Source organism: Kocuria oxytropis, from assembly GCF_040981195.1.
Classification (GTDB): domain Bacteria; phylum Actinomycetota; class Actinomycetes; order Actinomycetales; family Micrococcaceae; genus Kocuria; species Kocuria oxytropis.
The window spans coordinates 164,194-180,926 of the sequence record NZ_JAVFXA010000007.1 but is presented as its reverse complement, the minus strand read 5'-3'; the positions used below and the strand labels follow the sequence as shown (position 1 = coordinate 180,926).

Genomic DNA, 16,733 nt, shown 5'->3' with positions numbered 1-16,733 from the left:
CCCCCCTCACGGCGGAGACGGCCGGCGCGGCCGTCCGCCGGTGCGCTCAGCCGGTCTCGGACAGGCCGATCCGCCGCGCCCGGCCGCCCCGGAGGACGTCCACCGCGACGGCGACCACGAGGAGCACGAGGAGCAGCACGCGCAGCACGGCCAGCAGGTCCTGCACGTCCCAGCCGAGCGCGCCGAGTCCGGGCAGCACCGGCCAGGCCGGGGCGGGCAGGACCAGGGTGGTCCACCACAGCACCTCCACGAGCTGCCAGGCGGCGAACTCTCCCCAGTGGCGCCGGCTGAGCACCATGAGGGGCGCCAGCCACAGCGCGTGCACGAGCGAGTAGCCGGGCCCGGCGAGCACGAGCACCGCCAGCAGGAGGAACGCGATCTGGACGACGCTGGGCTCCTGCCGGGTGAGCAGGGTCAGCACGAGCACCGCCACGAGGCCCAGCACCAGTGCCAGGAGCACGTACTGGTCCCCGCCCGCCGGATCGGGGGGCGCCCCCGTGCGCGCCTGCTGCACCCGGGCCCAGACGCCCCAGAGCGAGGGGCCGGCCACGGGCTCCTCCCCCGGTGCGCCGAGCCGCGGGCTCCACCGGTCCCGCGCCGAGAGCAGGACCGGCGCCTGGACGAGCGCCCAGGTCAGGGCCGTGCCGGCCAGGACCACCGCCACGTCTCGGAACTGGCGGTACCGGACGCCCAGCAGCAGCACGGCCACGAGCACCACGAGGGGGAACAGCGCCACGGAGGCCGCCAGGCCCAGGAGGACGCCTGCGGGCAGGGGGCTGCCGCGGACGTGGAACAGCAGCGCCAGCATCATGAGCAGCACCGCGAGCAGGTCCCACGTGCCGAAGCCGGCCAGGACCACCACCGGCGCCAGCGCCAGCACGGACGCGTCCGTGGTCCGCCGCCCGGAGAGCGCGGAGACCACGGCCACCGTGCCGATCCACGCCGCGGCCAGCAGCAGCATCGCCAGGTCGGCGAAGACCCGCGGGTCCGCACCCGTCCCGGCGGCACCGGGGAGACGGGCCGCGAGCCCGGCCAGCACCGTGCTGAGCATCCCCACCAGGGCGGGCTGGTCCCCCGCGGGTCCGCCCGCGAGGAACCCGCCGGCCCCGGAGGGCTCCCCGGGCACGAGCCCGGTCCCGCACAGCGCCGGCAGGCTCGCCTCCGCGGCCCACCCGGGCACCCGGCAGGGCAGCCGGAGCAGCCAGGCCGTCAGGACCGCGTAGAGGCCCAGCGCCACGAGCAGCGCCCCGTGGCCGCCCCGGGAGCGCTCGCCGGCCGGGCTCACGGGCCGTCCCGCCGGCCGCGCAGCACGTCCACCGCGACGCGCACCACGAGGTAGCCGACCGCGAGCGTGTGCAGGGCCACCGTGGTGAAGTAGACGTCCTCGGCGGGCCCGAGACCGTCCCCTCCGGTGGTGAAGTGGGCCAGCCAGGTGAACACCGCCGCCCAGTGCAGGACCTCGACGAGCTGCCACACCACGAACTCCCCGACCCGGGGCCGGGCCAGGAGCACGAGGGGGACGAGCCAGATCACGAACTGCGGCGAGTACACCTTGTTGGACAGCACGAACGCCGCGAGCACCAGGAAGGCCAGCTGCTCCAGCCGGGGCTCCTCGCGGGCCACGAGCCCCAGGACCAGGATCAGCACGCAGGCGAGGGCGAAGCCGGCGAGCGCCAGGACGTTGATCGCCTCGGCCGAGAGCGGCGGGATGTCCAGCCGCGGCGCCGCGACGTCGTTCCACCAGTGCCACACGGAGGAGAAGCCCGCCCCGCGGTCCTGGCTGAACTGCCAGAACCAGCCCCACTGCACCGGGTCCAGCAGGGCGAAGGGCAGGTTGACGGCGATCCAGGCGCCCACCGTGCCGGCGGCCGCCCGCAGCGCGGGGCCCGCCTCCCGGCGCCGCACGGCCAGGACCAGGACCGCGCCGAGGACCAGGAAGGGGAAGAGCTTGAACGCGGTCCCGACGCCCAGCAGGACTCCCCCCAGCCCCCACCGGTCGCGGCGGAAGGCGAACAGGGCGGCCACCGTGCACAGCACCGGCCACAGGTCCCAGTTGATGAAGGCGGTGACCACCACGGCGGGCGCCAGGGCGGCCAGCACCGCGTGCGCGGGACGGGCCACCATCCTGCCCAGCAGGAGCACGACCGCCACCCAGACGGCGGCGAGGAGCGCCGCATTGAGATCGAAATATATGCCCTGTCCGACATGCACGCTGGCCAGCGGGTTGACAGCGTGCGCCAGGACACCGGTGGCGCTGGCCACCACGGTCTGCAGCACCGGGTACTCGAGCAGGGCGGAGGCGTCCAGGTAGGGGAACCGGCCCTCGGCCATGCCGCGGGAGGCATACAGCGTGGGCAGGTCCGAGTAGCACAGCTGCCGGAAGGTCTCCGGCTGGTCCCAGGTGACGAGCCGGCACGGGAGCTTGGTCAGGTACGCCAGGAGCGCCGCGTAGAGCGCCAGCCCCGTCAGCACCCACGGCCCGACCCGGAGCACCGCCGGGGCGTCCCCAGGAGGGACCGCGGTGGGGACCGCGGTCCCCCGTCCGGCCGCGCCCGTGCCGAGCCGCGTGCTCACAGGGCGTCCGCCGCCCAGGCCCGCAGCCGCCGCTCGGCCTCCTCCGCGCCCAGCTCCCCCTCGTCCAGGCGCAGCTCCAGCAGGAACCGGTAGGCCCGTCCCACCACGGGCCCGGGCGGGACGCCGAGCACCGCCATGATCCGCTCGCCGTCCAGCTCGGGCCGCACGGCGTCGAGCTCCTCGCGCGCGGACAGCTCCGCGATCCGCGCCTCGAGGTCGTCGTAGGCCGCCGACAGCCGGTTCACCTTCCGCCGGTTCCGGGAGGTCACGTCCGCCCGGGTGAGCCGGTGGAGGCGCTCGAGGCACTCCCCCGCGTCCCGGACGTAGCGGCGCACCGCGGAGTCGGTCCACTCCGCGTCCCCGTAGCCGTAGAAGCGCATGTGCAGCTCCACCAGCCGGCTCACCGTCCGGGTGGTGTCGTTGTCGAAGCGCAGGGCGCGCATCCGCTTGGCGGTGAGCTTCGCGCCCACGGTCTCGTGGTGGCGGAAGGTCACCGCGCCGTCGGTCCCGAAGCGGCGGGTCGCGGGCTTGCCGATGTCGTGCATGAGCGCGGCGAAGCGCAGCGGGAAGTCCGGGCCGGGCACGGGCCCCTCCGGCCCCGTCTCCAGCGCCGCGGCCTGCTCCATGACGGTCAGCGAGTGCTGGTAGACGTCCTTGTGCCGGTGGTGCTCGTCCGTCTCGAGCCGCAGGGCGGGCACCTCGGGCAGCACGACGTCCGCGAGCCCCGTGCTCACCAGCAGGTCCACGCCGCGGCGGGGGCGGACGCCGCAGACCAGCTTGACGAGCTCCTCCCGCACGCGCTCGGCCGAGACGATGCCGATCCGCTCGGCCATCCCGGTCATGGCCTCGCGCACCTCGGGCGCCACCTCGACGTCGAGCTGGGACGCGAAGCGCGCGGCACGCATCATCCGCAGCGGGTCGTCCGAGAACGAGTCCTCCGGGGTCCCGGGGGTGCGCAGCGCCCGGGCGTGCAGGTCCTTGATCCCGCCGTGGGGGTCCACGAGCTCCAGGTCCGGCAGCCGCAGCGCCATCGCGTTGATGGTGAAGTCGCGGCGGTACAGGTCGTCCTCGAGCGAGTCGCCGAAGGCCACCTGCGGCTTCCGGGAGCCGGGGTCGTAGGCCTCGGCCCGGTAGGTGGTCACCTCCAGCTGGGCGTCGCCCCGGCGCATCCCGATGGTCCCGAAGGCGCGGCCGATCTCCCACACCGCGTCCGCCCACCCCGTGACCACGGCGAGGGTCTCGTCGGGGGTCGCGTCGGTGGTGAAGTCGAGGTCCAGGGCGGGCCGGCCCAGGAAGAGGTCCCGCACGGGACCGCCCACGAGGGAGAGCTCGTGGCCGGCGGCGGCGAACCGCCGCCCCAGGTCGAGGGCGGCGGGGTGGATCGCGTGGGCGTCGGGGAGCTGCGTCATGGTGCCGCCCATTGTTCCAGACCCCGCGGCACGGACCCGGCCGCGGCGACCGGGCGGGGCCGACCCCGGCGATGACGACCGTGCGGACGGCGCTGCGCCCGCGACCCGCCGGAACCGGCCGCGGGGCCCGTCCCGCACTCCCGCGGGAGCCCAGGCGATTGTGGCAAGGTAGGAGACATGGCTTTCCCCGTACCCAGCGCACCGAAGAAGCGGCCGTCCGCACCGGCCGCCGCGCTGCCCACGGTCGAGGAAGTCTCGGCCGGGGGGATCGTCGTCGATCTCGGCATCCCGTCCCACCCGGTGGCCATCATCGCCCGGATCAACCGGGGTGGGCGCCTCGAGTGGTGCCTGCCCAAGGGGCACCCCGAGAACGAGGAGACCAACGAGGAAGCCGCGATCCGCGAGATCGAGGAGGAGACCGGCATCGCCGGGGAGGTGCTGAGCCCGCTGGGCAGCATCGACTACTGGTTCACGGTCTCCGGGCACCGGGTGCACAAGACGGTGCACCACTTCCTGCTGCGCGCCACGGGCGGGCACCTGACCACGGACAACGATCCCGACCACGAGGCCGTGGACGTCGCCTGGGTGGACATCGACGACCTCGGCCGGAAGCTGTCCTTCCCCAACGAACGGCGCATCGCCGACATCGCCCGTGAATACATCATCCACCAGCTCTGAGACCGCGGGACCCTCCGCGGCGGCCGGCCCGCGCCCCCCGGCCCGGCGCTCGGGGGCGGCCTCCAGCGCCATCATGGCCTCGGGCACGCTCGTCTCCCGCGCGCTGGGGTTCCTCAAGGTCGTGCTCATCACCGTGGCCATCGGGTCGGTCACCACCGTCTCCGACGTCTTCGAGCTCGCGAACACCCTGCCGAACCTCATCTACGTCCTCGTGGCGGGCGGCATCTTCAACGCCGTCCTCGTGCCCCAGATCATCAAGGCCTCCCGGGGCGCCGAGGACGGCGGGGCCGACTACATCTCCCGACTGCTCACCCTCGCCGTGCTCGCCCTGCTGGGTGTCACCTCCGTGGTGGTGCTCCTCGCCGGACCCATCGTGCGGACCATGGGCACCGACTGGTCCGAGGCTCAGCTGTCCCTCGGGCTGACGTTCGCCCTGTTCACCTTCCCGCAGATCTTCTTCTACGGGCTCTATACCGTGGTGGGACAGGTCCTGAACGCCCGCGGCGCCTTCGGCTGGTACATGTGGGCGCCCGTGGTCAACAACGTGGTGGCCATCGCCGCGCTGCTCGTGTTCGTGCAGCAGTTCGGCGCCTACCAGCAGGACCCGCACACCCTGGAGAACTGGACGCCGGCCAAGACGTTCTGGCTGGCGGCCATGGCCACCGTAGGCGTCGCCACCCAGGCCCTCGTGCTGCTCTGGCCGCTGCGCCGACTCGGGCTGGGACTGCGGCCGAAGTTCGGCTGGCGCGGCATCGGGCTCTCCACCGCGGCGCGCCTGGCGGGCTGGACCCTCGCCACCGGGGTCCTCGCCAACCTGGCGTTCCTGACTCTGACCAAGGTCGCCGCGATCCCCACGGGCTACCGCCCGGAGTACCTCGCCATGGACCCGCCGCAGCAGATCGCGGGCGTGGCCGCACTGAACCAGGCCTCGATGCTGTACTCCCTCCCCCACGGGGTGATCGGCCTGTCCATCGCCACGGTGCTGTTCAACCGGATGGCCGCGGCCTCCACGGACGGTGACCGGGCCGGCATGGTCACGTCCCTGTCCTCGAGCCTGCGCATCACCGGCGTGGCCACGGTTTTCGCCACGGTCGGCCTCGTGGTCCTCGCAGGCCCGCTCGGCATGCTCTTCAGCGGCGGCGTCCCCTCCGCGGGGGCCGTGGTCGGGCAGGTGATCGCGGTGATCGCCGTCGGCGCGCCCTTCATGTCGATCTCCTTCATGCTCGGCCGCGCGTTCTACGCCCAGGAGGACGCCCGCACCCCGTTCCTGGTGCAGGTCGGGGTCGCCCTCTTCACCGTCGCCTCCGCCCTGCTGATCTGGTCCGTCGTCCCACCGGACCGCATCGTCTTCGCGGTGGCCGGCTGCTACGCGGCGCAGAACGTGCTGAGCACCCTCCTCTACCACGCGGTCCTGGTCCGCCGGATCGGGGACTACGACGTGGCGCGCATCGTGGACGCGCACGTGCGGATCCTCGCGGCCTCCCTGCTCGCGGGCGCGGTGGGCGCCGTGGCCCTGTTCCTGCTCGGCGGCTACGACCCCGACGGCTTCCCGTGGAACAGCCAGCTGAGCGCGATCGCGACCGTCGCCGCGGTCGGGACCGTCATGGGGATCGCCTACGCGGGCGCCCTGCGGCTGTGCCGCGTCCAGGAGCTCGACAGTCTCCTGCGCCCGGTGCTCGCCCGGCTCGGCCGCTGACCGTGTGACGGAGCTCTCGGCCCGCGGACGCCGCGACCGGTAAAGTGCACAGTGGTCGATGACGTGGGTCGGGAACACCCCTCCTGCCCCGCCGGCCACCCCCGCCCGCGAGTTCCGGCCCCCGCCGCGAACTCCCGACCCCCAGGGAGCCAACGTGCCCGCACCGATGAAGCTCGGTTCCGTCCTCGGCGGCCGCTACAAGGTCGTCTCCGACGTGCTGGCCACCGCCGAGGGCGACCACGTGCTCGAGGGACAGGACCAGATCCTCGGCCGCCGCGTCTCGATCCTGCTGCCCGCCGACCGGCACACGTCCCTGCTCGTGGAGAACGCCCGGTCCATGGCCAACGGGAGCATCGGCGCCCCCTTCCAGATCCTGGACCTGGGCCAGGCGGAGGCGCACACCTACCTCGTGACCTCGCACACCCCGGCCGCCGACATGCTCGACTCCCTGCTCGTGGAGCCGGACGAGGTCGAGGACGAGTCCCTCAGCGACGACATCTTCGGCGCCCCGCGCGGCAACGGCAGCGGCTCCTACGTGTACGAGGAACCGGATCCCACCAGCCCGGCCCCGGTGGTCGCGACCGAGCCCTCCGACGACCTCGGCGGCGCGGCCCCGCAGCCCAAGGTCACCCGGTGGCGGGACGACGACTCGTACGACGACGCCGCCCCCGCGCCCTCCGTGCGCACCCGGATGGGCCGGCCCGTGCGGGTCAGCGCGACCTCGACCCGGTCCACCCTCTTCGACCGGGCGGCGGCGAGCGGCACCGCGGCCTCGGCCGTCCGCACGGCCGGGAGGGAGATCGACCCCGGCTACGACGGCGACAACCGCTACGACGGCTACGAGAACTACGAGAGCTACGAGAGCTACCCGGCCCACGGGACCTCCGCGGTCCGGGAGCCGGACACGGCCGGTCGCCCGGAGCGCGCCGCCGCGGCCGCGCCGCCGCGGGAGCGGGAGAGCGCGCCGCGGACCCGGAAGGGCGGCAGCGGCCTGCTGCTGCTCCTGGTCCTGCTGCTGGCCCTGCTGATCGGCGCCGTGGTCTTCAGCTTCGACCGGCTGGGCGGGCTCTTCGCCGGGGCGCAGGCCCCGGAGCCCGCCGTGAGCGCGCCCGTGGAGGAGCCGGCCGCGGCGGAGCCGGCCCCGCCGAGCCCCGAGCCGGAGGCCCCGGCCGCCGAGCCGGAGGCGAGCTCCGTCAGCCGGTTGGTGCCCGGCGATCCGGGCTTCATGGCCGATCAGGACGCCCAGCTGGACCAGGTCGTGGACGGCAATCCCTCCACCTTCTGGATCAGCTACGGGTTCTCCGACCAGAACTTCGGCAACCGGACGCCGAGCGTGGGCCTGGCCGTCCAGCTCGAGGAGCCCGCACCCGTGGAGACGGTGCGGCTCAGCCAGTCGGCCGGCTCCGGGGGGATGTTCGACGTCTACGTCAACGACGCCCCGACCCTGGAGGGCGCCGAGCAGGTGGCCTCCGGCTCCTTCACGGGCCCGGAGATCACCGTTCCGCTCTCCGCGCCGGCACGGGACGGGGAGCACGCGTACGTGATCGTGAACTGGACGCAGCTGCCGCAGCTGACGAACCCCATCGCCGGGTTCGACTACGGCCTCCGGGTGGGCGAGATCCAGCTCGACTGAGCCCTCCCCTCCCCCGCCGGGCCCGGCAGGACGGGCCCGGCACCGGAATATCCGCCGAGCGCACCCCGTTGTGCCAGTGGTCCCTGCGGTCGGCGTGCCCGGCCGCTCCCTGTACGGAAGGTCTGCAGAACAGTGAGCCCCGACTTCGGTCCCGTGATCAACGCCCTGAACCTCGCCCCCTCGACCGGCGGGCCGGCGACCGGCGCGGACGACGAGACCGTCCACGAGGTGATCATCGTGGGATCCGGCCCTGCCGGGTACACCGCCGCCGTCTACGCGGCCCGCGCCAACCTCCACCCGATCGTGTTCGCCGGCTCCGTCACCGCGGGCGGCGAGCTGATGAACACCACCGAGGTCGAGAACTACCCGGGCTTCGTGAACGGCATCCAGGGCCCGGAGCTGATGTCCAACATGCAGCAGCAGGCCGAGCGCTTCGGCGCCGACATCCGCTACGAGGACGTCGTGGCCCTCGAGCTCGAGGGCGAGGTCAAGACCGTGACCCTCGAGGACGGATCGGTGCACCGCGCCCACGCCGTGATCCTGGCGACCGGCTCCGCCTACCGTGAGCTCGGTCTGCCGGACGAGAAGCGGCTCTCCGGCCACGGGGTGAGCTGGTGCGCCACCTGCGACGGCTTCTTCTTCAAGGAGCAGCACATCGCCGTGGTGGGCGGCGGCGACTCCGCCCTCGAGGAGGCCACGTTCCTCTCCCGCTTCGCCTCCAAGGTCACCATCATCCACCGGCGCGACAGCTTCCGCGCCTCCGAGATCATGCAGCAGCGCGCCTTCGACGACCCCAAGATCGAGGTCCTCTGGAACGCCGAGGTCGTGGGCATCAACGGCGAGGACAAGGTCCGCTCCGTCACCGTCCGCGACACGGAGTCCCGGCAGACCTCGGAGCTGCCGGTGACCGGGCTGTTCGTGGCCATCGGCTCCGACCCGCGCACCGGTCTGGTCAAGGACCAGCTGGAGCTCACCGTGGACGGCACCATCGCGGTGGACGGCCGCAGCTCCACCACGAGCCTCGCCGGGGTCTTCGCCGCGGGCGACGTGGTGGACGGCACCTACCGCCAGGCGATCACGGCAGCGGGCTCCGGGTGCGTCGCCGCCGTGGACGCGGAGCACTACCTCGCCGCCCTGCACGACCGCTCGGTGCTGCACAGCTGAGCTCGACCGGCCGGGACGCCCACCGGCGCCCCGGCCGGCATGGGTCATAATCGGAACAGATCCGCCCCACCCACATCTATCCCAGAGCGGCCCGTGCTCGCCGACCGCGAGCCCGCCGCCCGGACAAGGAGAACCATGAGCGCCGCCAAGAACGTCACCGACGCGGACTTCCGCACCGAGGTCCTCGAGTCGGACAAGCCCGTCATCGTCGACTTCTGGGCCGAGTGGTGCGGCCCCTGCCGCATGGTCGGCCCGGTGCTCGACGCCATCGCGGCCGAGCACGCGGAAGCCATCGAGGTCGTCAAGCTCAACGTCGACGAGAATCCCGCCGTGGCCTCCCAGTACGGCATCACCTCGATCCCGGCCATCTACCTCTTCTCCGGCGGCGAGGTCGTGAAGAAGGCCATCGGCGCGAAGCCGAAGAGCGCCCTCGAGAAGGAGTTCGCCGACTACCTCGGCGCCGGGAACTGACCTCCTCCACCGCCATCCTCGGCACCCCGGCCTCGTCCGTCCCTCCCCTGAGCGGGAGGGGCGGACGAAGCGCTGTCCGCCAGACCGTGCCGACCGCCCGACGACCCGTGGGACACCCGTGAACAACGACGACACCGAACCGATGCTCCGCCGGACCATGACGAGCCGGCGGGTGGTGAGCCTGCGGGAACGCCTGCTGCGGGCCGGCGTGACCGTGGCCTATCTCGCGCCGCAGGACGTCAACAACCCGTCCTACTTCGACGACCACGTGGACGCGGCCGTGCGTGCCTTCCAGCAGGAGCGGGGGCTCATCGTGGACGGCCTGGTGGGCCCCGAGACGGACCGGTGCCTCAACGAGGCCCAGTACGCCCTCGGAGACCGCCCTCTCTACCTCGACGACGACCGCCCGCTGCGCGGCGACGACGTCAGCATGCTCCAGCACAACCTTTCCCGGTTGGGCTTCTACTACGGGCACCTCAACGGCGTCTTCGGCAGCAGCACGCACCACGCCGTGAAGGAGCTCCAACAGAGCCTCGGCCTCCCGAGCACCGGGGTGGTGGACCGCGAGACCATTGCCGCCCTCGCCCGCATCAACAAGAACATCACCTCCTCGAAGGCCTTCTCGCTGCGCGAGTACCACCGCCTCGAGCGCGCCACGTCGGCGCTGCGGGGCCGCTCCGTGGTGCTCGTCCCGTCCGGGGGTGCGGGGCAGCAGCCGCCTGCCGCCGCCGCACCGGACTTCCGCGACCGCGCGGACGCCATCACCGAGGACGTCGCGCTCCGGGCCTTCGAGCTGCTGCACGAGATCGGCGCCGAGCCGGCGATCCTCTCCCCCGCCCAGGACCTCCGCGACCGCCGCGGTGAACCGGTGCACACCGTCGGCTCTGTGCAGGAACTGGTGACCGAGGAGCGCTCGGACACCGTGGTGGTCACGCTGCACTGCGACTGGAACTCCTCCCCCGCGGCCGGCGGCGTCGCCTCCTACTACTGGGGCGAGCAGGACCGCTCGGAGATCTACTCCCCCATCGGCGAGCGGGCCGCGGTGCTGGTGCTCAAGGAGATGGTGGCCCGGACCGGGGCCCTCGACCTCGGCACCCACGCCCGGCAGTGGGACCTCCTGCGGCAGCACGACGCACCGACGATCTGGCTTGACCTGGGCTACCTCTCGAGTCCGATGGACCGTGCGGCCCTCGCGGATCCCGAGCACCGCAACCACCTCGCCGAGGCGGTCGTCTTCGGCCTGCAGCGCATGTTCCTGCTGGCGGAGGACGACGTGCCCACCGGCACCATGAGCGTCGACGACGTCGCGGAGTACAACGGCCGCTGAGGACAACGGCCGCAGGACTCAACGGCCACGAAGTGCCGCAGCGGTTGATTCCAGCGACGGTGGAGATCCGCCGCGATGGAGATCGGTGACGGCAGTGGTCCGCGGTGACGGGGACCCGCGGTAGCTGAGGAGGCGGGCCGCCGACGGGGGCTGCTCCTGAAGCCGGTGTCCGACGACGACGCCCCGGCGTTCCAAGTGGAGATGTTTCACGTGGAACGCCGGGGCGTCGTCGCCCGTCGGGTCGTCTGGCTAGTGGCGATCCATGCCGGGGTCGAGCACCTCGATGATGCGGTTGAGGTCCTCCACCGAGGCGAACTCGATGGTCATCTTGCCCTTCCGCGCTCCGAGGGCGATCCGCACGCTCGTGTCCAGCCGGTCGGCGAAGGCCTCCGCGATGTAGTCGAGCCGTTCCTTGTGCTGTCCCGCCGGCACCGCCTTGCGCGGAGCCGGGCGCTCCCCCGCGCCGGCCAGCTGCACGGCTTCCTCCGTGGCCCGCACCGAGAGCCCTTCGGCGACGATGCGCTGGGCGAGGCGCTCCATCTCCGCGGGGTCCTGCAGGGAGAGCAGGGCACGAGCGTGTCCCGAGGAGAGCACGCCGGCGGCCACCCGCCGCTGGACGAGCGGTGGCAGGCGGAGCAGGCGGATGGTGTTGCTGATTTGGGGCCGCGAGCGGCCGATCCGGCGGGAGAGCTCCTCCTGCGTGGTGCCGAACTCCTCGAGCAGCTGCTGGTAGGCCGCGGCCTCCTCCAGGGGGTTCAGCTGACTGCGGTGCAGGTTCTCCAGGAGCGCGTCGCGGAGCAGGTCGTCGTCGGAGGTCTCCCTCACGATGGCGGGAATGGTGGCAAGTCCCGCCCGTTGCGTGGCCCGCCACCGGCGCTCGCCCATGACGAGCTCGTAGTGCTGCTCACCGTCCTCGCGGCTCGCCCGGACGACGATGGGCTGCAGGACGCCCAGCTCGCCGATCGAGTAGGCCAGCTCGGCGAGCTCCTCCTCGTCGAAGACCTGCCGGGGTTGCTTCCGATTGGGATGGATCGCGGACACGGGGATCTCGGCGAACGTGGCGCCGGGAACGGCGGCCAGGTCCGGAGCCTCATCGTCCGTTCTGGGGCCGTCGCTCGCGTTCCGCGCCCCGACAGGACTCTCCGCTTCCGTGGAGACGGGCGAGGATGCCTGACGCGCCGCGCGCGAGGTCGTTTCACGTGAAACACGGGGGGCGGAGGATTCGTCCTTTCCCCCGGTCCCCGCGGCCCTGTCCACCCACACAGCGGACCCGAGTTCCTCCCGAGTTGTTCCAGTGGTGTCCCGTTCCCTGGTCGAGGCCGTCGCCGCCCCTCCGTCGGACTCCTCTGCCTCGGCGGAGGGAACCGCCGCCGATGCGGACTCCGCACCGGCATCCTTCGTCCCAGCAGTTCTCGTGGAGTGCGGTGTCCCGGGCGTACCGTCGCTGGACTGCGCACGCCGCTGCGCTGTTCCACGTGAAACATCGGACCCGGTGTCCGCGTCCGAGCCCGTCGACTCTGCCGTGGCGGCCGTTCCGTCCTCGTCGTCCGGGGTCGCGGAGGGGAGGAAGAACATGTCGGACGGCCGGCTGACGAGCGTGGTGTTCCGCAGCGCCTCGCCCATGTCCATCCGTGCCTTCAAAGCTTTCTGCCGGGCCGCGGGACTGACGTTCTTGCCGCGGGTGCCAGAACCGGGGCGCTTGGTCCGAGCGGCCGGCTCCGATCGCAACGACGCTCCCTCCGTGGATCGAGAAGTCTCGGCGCTCTCCGCGGGGTCATCGGCATCCTGGCGCGTGTCGGCACTTCTACGCGCGACCGTGGTCGGATGGGCTTCATCGATAGTCTCAAGGGTCGACTTGTCCTGATCCCGGGATGCCGACTCCTCCGTTCCACGTGAAACCTCGGCCGTGGTGCCGCCGTTCCGCGGCGCTTCCTGCAGGTTCGCGTCCGGAGCAGAGGGCGTGGGAGCTGCGGGGACCGACTCGGTCTTCTCCGGAGCCGGAGCGGACGGCGATTTCGTGCGCGATGTCGTCGTCGCCTCGGGTGCGGCCTCCGCCGGCGGCGCGCTCGGGATCAGCGCCCCCAGTCCTCGACCCAGACCACGTCGTCGTTCACTCACGGTGTTCCTCTCCTTCGCCCGGCAATCCGGACAATTCTAGCGGAGCAGGGGGAGACGAGGGTCCGATTCGGGCGGGGGAGGACCATCCGAGTGGCCGGTCTGTTGGACGCAGAACGCGTCCCTCGACAGGACAGCTTCGATCCGAGCCATGCGAGGCGGTGCCATGGTGATCGTCAGCAGGGCCCCGCAGGATTCCTCGCGCGGCCGCCCACCCGCACAGCGGGCTTCGGGGCTTCGGGGCTTCGGAGCTTCGGAGCTTCGAGGCATTGGGGCTTCGAGGCATTGGGGCTTCGGGGCATTGGCGCTTCGGGGCATCGGCACTTCGGGGCTTCGAGGCTTCGAGGCTTCGAGGCACCGGCAGTGCGGCATCCGGGCAGCGCGGTAGTGACGTAGTGAGGCATCGAGACAGCCAAACTCCAGGGCCGTGAGGCGTCGAGGTACCAGGAAGGCGAACCGTGGATCAGGGATGGGGCGTTTCACGTGAAACACAGGTCATCGTCATTCTTGCCCGCCGCGATGACCATCTACTCGGACGAAATCCAGGCCTTACCCCTCAGTGGGCCACACGGCACGGTTTCACGTGGAACGGCGCCGATGACATGGACTCTCGACCCCCCACCGCGAGCCGCGTCGACGAAGCGTGCCGCCGGAGCCCAGACGTACCGTTTCACGTGAAACCAGCCGACCTCCTCCGCCGGCCGCAGTTGGGACGGGCACGTGCCCCCGCGGCGGAGCCGGCGATCGTTTCACGTGAAACAGCAGCACACGCAATGTCGATCGAAGCGGGGACGGAAGCCCACGCGGCAGCCCGCCCGGGCAGCCCATGGATACGCGTCGCGCGACTCGGCACCACGAGCGGCACGACCGGGCGGTCCTGTGGCGAGACGGCGGCAGCGTGCAGCTCGCACCATCGTCCAGGCGCCGACTCGTGCGACGGCCACGGCCGGCCCCAGGACGTCCGCCCCGTCGGATGGGGGAGTGCACGGCTCCGCTCCAGGGACGGAGCCGACGACCGGAGCGGCACGGCGCCCGCCTCCGACAGGAGGCGGGCGCCGTGGACGTCGTGGGCCGGACTCGGGCTCAGCGCTGGGAGCGCAGCGCGATCTCCGCCGCCGCCTCCAGATAGGACAGGGCGCCGGTCGAGCTGGGATCGTAGCTGATGACGCTCTGCTGATAGCTGGGCGCCTCCGAGATCCGCACGGAGCGGGGGATCACGGTCTCGAGGACCTCCGAGGGGAAGTGGTTGCGCACCTCCTCGGCCACCTGCGACGCGAGGTTGGTCCGTCCGTCGTACATGGTGAGCAGGATGGTGGAGACCGCCAGCTCCGGGTTGAGGTGCTTCTGGATCATCTCGATGTTCTTGAGCAGCTGGCTCAGGCCCTCGAGGGCGTAGTACTCGCACTGGATCGGGATCAGCACCTCGGTCGCGGCCACGAACGCGTTGAGGGTCAGCAGCCCGAGACTGGGCGGGCAGTCGATGAAGACGTAGTCCAGCCGGGGGAGACCGTCCTCCTCCCGGCGGCGCGCGTAGGCCTCGAGGGCGCGACGGAGCCGGTGCTCACGCGCCACCATGGAGACCAGCTCGATCTCGGCGCCGGCCAGGTCGATGGTCGCCGGCACCACCCACAGGTTCTCCGCCTCGACGGAGGGCTTGACCACGTCGGCGATCGGCATCTCGTCGATGAGCACGTCGTAGGTGCTGTCCACGTCGGAGCTGTGCTCCACCCCCAGGGCCGTCGACGCGTTCCCCTGCGGGTCGTTGTCGATGACCAGCACGTTCTGCCCCTGCCGCGCGAGGGCCACGGCGAGGTTGACCGACGTACTGGTCTTGCCCACGCCGCCCTTCTGGTTGCTGATCGTGAAGATCCGCGTTGCGGCGGGCTTCTCCAGCTGGACCTTCTTCAGCCTGGCGCGTCGCCTGGTCTCCTCCACGAGCTTCCTCCCCAGCGGCGTGTCCTCCGCCATCGTTGTGGTCATTGTCGGCAGCTGTCCGTTCGTTTCACGTGAAACACGAGTACCCCGATCAGGAACAACTTTGATCGATTGATCCAGCGGATCGGGGGGAAAATCGGCGTCGAAGCCTCGCGGACCTGCCGCGCCGTCGTCGATCGGCATCTGACTGCGCACCTTCCCGGTTCGTCTCGAACTCGTTCCGTCGGAGCACGCCCCCCGCGGAGGAGGGGTGCCTGGGGCCACGCCGCAGGTCAGGTCGCCGTCGGCCCGGGGCCGCGCTCGGCGCCCAGCCCGTGGCACACTCCTCCCAGCCTACCGCCGACGCCGGGCCGGGCGGTGGCGCCGGCTCACAGCCGGACCCGCACCACGGTGGTCGGTTCCGCGAGCAGGTCCTGTCCGGCCGTGAGGATCTCGGTGGACCGGACCCCGAGGCGGTCGAGCTTCTTCTGTGCCTTCCGGACCTCGTCGGCCGCGGAACGTCCCTTGAGGGCGAGGAGCTCTCCGGTGCCCCGCAGCAGCGGCAGCGTGATGTCCACGAGACCCACGAGCGCCGACACGGCCCGGGCGGTGACCACGTCCACCTCGCCGACCTCGTCCCTGGCCTGCTCCGCGCGGGCGCGCAGCACCCTGACGCCGGTCAGGCCGAGGTCGGCGACGACCTCGTCCAGCCACTGCACGCGTCGTTCGAGCGGCTCGATGAGCGTGATCCGCAGGTCGGGGCGGGCCAGGGCCAGGCACAGACCCGGCAGGCCGGCTCCCGACCCGACGTCCGCCACCCGGGCGTCCCGCGCGATGTGCTCCTCGACGACGGCGCAGTTGAGCACGTGGCGGCTCCACAGCCGCGGGACCTCCCGCGGGCCGATGAGGCCCCGGACGATCCCGGAGGACGCCAGGTGCGCCACGTAGCGCTCCGCCAGGGGAAGCCGATCGCCGAACAGCTGCTCGGCGGCCCGCCGCTCCTGCTCGTCGGGGACGGGCGGCTCCTGCGGGGCGGGGGAGGGGCGCAGCTCCTCGGACATCAGGTCCGGGGAACGGACACGACGATGTGCCGTGCCGCTCCCTCGCCCTCGGACTCGCTGATCAGGCCCTGCTCAGCCACCACGTCGTGCACGATCTTGCGCTCGTACGCGGACAGGGGGTCGAGGTGCACGCGCTCCCCGGTCTCCCGCGCCTCGCGCACGGCGGCCACGGCCAGCTCCTGGAGCTCGCCCGCCCGGCGCGCGCGGTAGCCGCCGATGTCCAGCACCAGGCGCGAGCGGCGCTCGGTGGCCGCGAGCACGGAGAGCCGCAGCAGCTCCTGCAGGGCCTCGAGGACCTCGCCGTCCTCGCCGATCAGCACCGAGAGACCATCGGCGTCGTCCCCGTCGGCCACGACCGACAGATAGGTGCGCCCGTCCCGGACCTCGATGTCGATGTCACCGTCGAGGTCAGCGGTGTCCAGCAGCTCCTCGAGGTAGTCGGCGGCGATCTCGCCCTCCTCCTCGAGCGGGTCGGTCCCGCCGCCGTCCTCGGCCGCACGGTCACCGCCCGGCTCCTGCTCGGGTGCCGGGGCACCGTGCTCCTCCGTGGGCGGCGCCGCGTCCGTCGCGGTCCGTGCGCCGTGCCCGGCGTCGTCGTCCGGCACGGGGTGCCGTCCGTGCTCGGCGTCCTCGGTGGTCTGCCGGATGTCGGTCATGTCGTCTCCTGGGGCCGTGGGAGCGCGGGGCCGGG

At 72.3% G+C, this 16,733-nt stretch carries 13 protein-coding genes; 6 read left to right on the top strand and 7 right to left on the bottom strand.

Features of this window, described 5'->3' with window-relative positions; all coding sequences use genetic code 11:
- Positions 1–46: 46 nt before the first annotated feature.
- From QYM41_RS09440 to QYM41_RS09430, 3 genes are read right to left on the bottom strand one after another with little or no spacing between them, the layout of a single operon-like run.
- Complete coding sequence (locus tag QYM41_RS09440) at positions 47–1,285, bottom strand: glycosyltransferase 87 family protein (protein WP_368799488.1); 1,239 nt, start codon at positions 1,283–1,285, stop codon at positions 47–49.
- Positions 1,282–2,574, bottom strand: coding sequence for a glycosyltransferase family 87 protein (locus QYM41_RS09435; protein ID WP_368799487.1), 1,293 nt, complete (start codon positions 2,572–2,574; stop codon positions 1,282–1,284). The genes QYM41_RS09440 and QYM41_RS09435 overlap by 4 nt, the downstream gene beginning before the upstream one ends.
- A complete protein-coding gene (locus QYM41_RS09430; RefSeq protein ID WP_368799486.1) occupies positions 2,571–3,983 on the bottom strand; it encodes a CCA tRNA nucleotidyltransferase in 1,413 nt (470 codons plus the stop codon). Before QYM41_RS09430 ends, QYM41_RS09435 begins: the two co-directional genes overlap by 4 nt.
- 177 nt (positions 3,984–4,160) lie before the next feature.
- Between QYM41_RS09430 and QYM41_RS09425 the strand changes: the two genes are divergently transcribed.
- The 6 genes from QYM41_RS09425 (at position 4,161) to QYM41_RS09400 (ending at position 10,952) form a co-directional block, all read left to right on the top strand.
- Positions 4,161–4,661, top strand: coding sequence for an NUDIX domain-containing protein (locus QYM41_RS09425; protein ID WP_368799485.1), 501 nt, complete (start codon positions 4,161–4,163; stop codon positions 4,659–4,661).
- Between the two features lie 73 nt (positions 4,662–4,734).
- Entirely contained in the window at positions 4,735–6,357 is a 1,623-nt protein-coding gene (gene murJ / locus QYM41_RS09420; RefSeq protein ID WP_368799484.1) for a murein biosynthesis integral membrane protein MurJ, read from the top strand.
- Positions 6,358–6,511: 154 nt separating this feature from the next.
- Positions 6,512–7,990, top strand: a complete 1,479-nt coding sequence (locus QYM41_RS09415; RefSeq protein WP_368799483.1) for a hypothetical protein — start codon at positions 6,512–6,514, stop codon at positions 7,988–7,990.
- Positions 7,991–8,122: 132 nt separating this feature from the next.
- Positions 8,123–9,154 (top strand): thioredoxin-disulfide reductase, encoded by a 1,032-nt coding sequence (gene trxB, locus QYM41_RS09410; RefSeq protein ID WP_438612574.1) that lies wholly within the window; start codon positions 8,123–8,125, stop codon positions 9,152–9,154.
- 135 nt (positions 9,155–9,289) lie between these two features.
- The gene (gene trxA, locus QYM41_RS09405) at positions 9,290–9,625 is read left to right on the top strand and encodes a thioredoxin (RefSeq protein WP_368799482.1); all 336 of its coding nucleotides are present in this window, start codon (positions 9,290–9,292) and stop codon (positions 9,623–9,625) included.
- A gap of 118 nt (positions 9,626–9,743) precedes the next feature.
- Entirely contained in the window at positions 9,744–10,952 is a 1,209-nt protein-coding gene (locus QYM41_RS09400; protein WP_368799481.1) for a peptidoglycan-binding protein, read from the top strand.
- A 249-nt stretch (positions 10,953–11,201) separates the two neighbouring features.
- On the opposite strand, the gene QYM41_RS09395 is transcribed toward QYM41_RS09400, so the two are convergent.
- From QYM41_RS09395 to QYM41_RS09380, 4 genes are all read right to left on the bottom strand, one after another.
- Positions 11,202–12,527, bottom strand: coding sequence for a ParB/RepB/Spo0J family partition protein (locus QYM41_RS09395; RefSeq protein WP_438612578.1), 1,326 nt, complete (start codon positions 12,525–12,527; stop codon positions 11,202–11,204).
- A gap of 1,623 nt (positions 12,528–14,150) precedes the next feature.
- Positions 14,151–15,047, bottom strand: coding sequence for a ParA family protein (locus QYM41_RS09390; protein ID WP_368799479.1), 897 nt, complete (start codon positions 15,045–15,047; stop codon positions 14,151–14,153).
- A 323-nt stretch (positions 15,048–15,370) separates the two neighbouring features.
- Positions 15,371–16,042, bottom strand: coding sequence for a 16S rRNA (guanine(527)-N(7))-methyltransferase RsmG (gene rsmG, locus QYM41_RS09385; RefSeq protein WP_368799478.1), 672 nt, complete (start codon positions 16,040–16,042; stop codon positions 15,371–15,373).
- The gene (locus QYM41_RS09380; RefSeq protein ID WP_368799477.1) at positions 16,042–16,698 is read right to left on the bottom strand and encodes a Jag family protein; all 657 of its coding nucleotides are present in this window, start codon (positions 16,696–16,698) and stop codon (positions 16,042–16,044) included. Before QYM41_RS09380 ends, rsmG begins: the two co-directional genes overlap by 1 nt.
- Positions 16,699–16,733: the final 35 nt, after the last annotated feature.

Excerpts from the sequence above, each read along its gene's own strand:
- QYM41_RS09430 (WP_368799486.1), bottom strand. The coding sequence starts at position 3,983 with ATGACGCAGCTCCCCGACGCCCACGCGATCCACCCCGCCGCCCTCGAC.
- rsmG (WP_368799478.1), bottom strand. The coding sequence starts at position 16,042 with ATGTCCGAGGAGCTGCGCCCCTCCCCCGCCCCGCAGGAGCCGCCCGTC.
- QYM41_RS09380 (WP_368799477.1), bottom strand. The coding sequence starts at position 16,698 with ATGACCGACATCCGGCAGACCACCGAGGACGCCGAGCACGGACGGCAC.
- trxA (WP_368799482.1), top strand. The coding sequence starts at position 9,290 with ATGAGCGCCGCCAAGAACGTCACCGACGCGGACTTCCGCACCGAGGTC.
- murJ (WP_368799484.1), top strand. The coding sequence starts at position 4,735 with ATGGCCTCGGGCACGCTCGTCTCCCGCGCGCTGGGGTTCCTCAAGGTC.
- QYM41_RS09425 (WP_368799485.1), top strand. The coding sequence starts at position 4,161 with ATGGCTTTCCCCGTACCCAGCGCACCGAAGAAGCGGCCGTCCGCACCG.
- QYM41_RS09390 (WP_368799479.1), bottom strand. The coding sequence starts at position 15,047 with ATGACCACAACGATGGCGGAGGACACGCCGCTGGGGAGGAAGCTCGTG.
- QYM41_RS09395 (WP_438612578.1), bottom strand. The coding sequence starts at position 12,527 with ATGTTCTTCCTCCCCTCCGCGACCCCGGACGACGAGGACGGAACGGCC.